At 69.5% G+C, this 2384-nt stretch carries 2 protein-coding genes; both read left to right on the top strand.

Annotation, left to right across the window (positions count from 1 at the left end):
• Positions 1 to 257 precede the first annotated feature (257 nt).
• A complete protein-coding gene (locus ACWDKQ_RS35770) occupies positions 258 to 1376 on the top strand; it encodes a GNAT family N-acetyltransferase (RefSeq protein WP_450143172.1) in 1119 nt (372 codons plus the stop codon).
• A 70-nt stretch (positions 1377 to 1446) separates the two neighbouring features.
• A complete protein-coding gene (locus tag ACWDKQ_RS35765; protein ID WP_450143171.1) occupies positions 1447 to 2238 on the top strand; it encodes a hypothetical protein in 792 nt (263 codons plus the stop codon).
• The last annotated feature ends 146 nt before the right edge of the window (positions 2239 to 2384 follow it).

Genomic DNA, 2384 nt, shown 5'->3' with positions numbered 1-2384 from the left:
AGGGACCCCACGTCCCACTCTCCCCAGGCCAGCCCTACCCGATCACACCCATTCCGGCAGGCCACCTTCAGACACTTCTTACCGAGATCACCTCAATTGAAACCGTCGACTCCCAAGGAGCGGCTGAAAATGAGTCGCACGCGGTTCTCGCGGACGGTATGAACGTCACGTGGCGGATCTCACCACGAGAAGTCTTTCGGCCGAGGACCACGAGTTGTTCTTCGCCGTGTTTACCGCTGCTTTCCTCGACGACAGCCGTGACTCCACGGTCGAGCGCTACGGCGGGATCTTCGACCCGGCGCTGGCCCACGCCAGCGTTCGACGGCGACGAGGCGATCGGCGTCGCCGGGCGGTTCGAAACGGGCATCACGCTGCCAGGCTCGGCTCAGCACCCGGTCGCCGCCATCACGGCGGTCGGGGTCAAGCCCGGACACCGGCGGCGCGGCGCGCTGACCTCGCTGATGCGCGCCCAACTCGACGACCTGCGCGGCGACGGCTCCGGGCTCGCCGCGCTGTACGCCTCGGAAGCGTCGATCTACGGCCGGTTCGGCTACGGCCTGGCCAGCTACGAGAGCCACCTGACCCTGCCCCGCGGCGCAGCTTTTCTATCCACTGTGGACGTCGATGGGAGGCGGGTCAGCGAGGTCGACCGGGAAACCGCGCTGGATTTCGTGCACCAGCGATACCCGGCGGTCGCCGCGACCCGGACCGGCTGGCTGTCCAGGTCCGACGGCTCCTGGGAAGTCCGGGTGATCGACGACCGCGGCGAGCGCGACGACCTGGGCAGGACCCGGTTCGCGCTGCACCCCGATGGCTACGTCATCTACCGGCCCAAGCCCAATTGGACGAACCAGGGCCCCGCCTACCACCTGCGGGTGCGGGAGCTCGTCGCGTCGGCCCCGAAGGCCTACGCCGCGCTCTGGCGGTACCTGCTCGACTTCGACCTGGTCGGCGAGGTGCACTGGGGCAAGGCCGCAGTCGACGAACCAGTGGTGGGCATGCTTGCCAACTCGCGCCTGGCGAAGCGGCAGATCGTCGACGGGCTGTGGGTCCGGCTGGTCGATCTCGACCGCGCGCTGGAAGCACGCCGCTACAGCGCCCCGGTGGACGTCGTGTTCGACCTCACCGACTCGTTCTGCCCGTGGAACGCGGGCCGGTGGCGGCTGACCGCAGGTGCCGACGGGGTCGCGAGCGTCGCCCGCACCGACGCCCCGGGCCAGATCGCATTGAACGTCAGCGACCTGGCCGCGGCGTACCCGGGCGGCAACACGCTGTCCCGGTCCGGGCGGGTAGCCGAGCTCGCACCGGGTGCGCTGTTCGAAGCCTCCCGCGCGTTCGCCACCGACGACGCCCCGCACTGCTTGGAGGGTTTCTGATCGACCAGCGCCTCTGCTGGGCGGCGTACTGTCGGAACCAACGGGTGTTCCGCCGGCTCGGGAGGCACGGGTGACCGCAATCGTCATCATCGTGATCGCCCTCGTAGTGATCTTCGGCGCGGTCTGGTGGTCCCGGCAGAAGGCCGTGATGCACCTGCGCAACCAGCTCGAAGACGCCAAAGCGGAAGCGAGGCGGTGGGTGGAGCGGTTGGGCGGTCAGGTGCTCAACCTGGTTGGCACCAACGAAGCGGCCAAGCAGGCGCTCGCCGATGCGGCTGAACGGCACGGCGCGGCGGTCTCCCAGCTCGACCAGGCGCGCACCGCCGCGCAGGCCCGCCTGACCACGGAGTCCGCGTTGGAGGGCCTGTACTACGTGCGGGCCGCGCGGATCGCCATGGACATGGATCCGGGCCCCGAGCTCCCCGACCTCTCCGGCCAGCGCGGCGCGGGCAAGGTGACCGAGTACCGCGAGGTCGAGGTCGAAGGCCACCCGCAGGTGGCGTCGCCGAACCCGACCGAGCAGACCCCGCACTACTACCCGGGCGGCACGGTCGCCGGGCGGCCGGTGCCGCAGGGCTGGTACAGCGAGCCGTGGTGGAAGCCGGCGCTCGTCGCGGGAGCCTGGGGCGTGGGCTCGTTCGTGCTGATGAGCGCCCTTTTCGGCGGCATGGCCGGGATCCCGGCAGAGGCGGCCTACGCGGACGGCTTCCAGGACGGCCTGAGCGCCGACGGCGAGAGCTTCGACGGCGCGGACGCGAGCAGCGGGTTCGACCAAAACGGGTTCGACGCCGGTGGTTCCGACCAAGGCGGGTTCGACCAAGGCGGGTTCGACGGCTTCGACATGGGCGGCTTCGACCTCTGACCGTTCGGAAAACGTGTACTAACGTTCACCGAGTCGGCGCATTGCTGCGCTTGACGTTGACCCGCGTGGGCCTTCCCATGGCGATACCCATTGCCACCTGGAGTGGGCTTACGTGGGTTTCCAGCGGGCTCGTTTAGCCTCACGAC

This window comes from Saccharopolyspora sp. NPDC000995, assembly GCF_053599315.1.
Note: the sequence above shows the minus strand (reverse complement) of the source record. Positions and strands in the feature narration are given on the sequence as shown.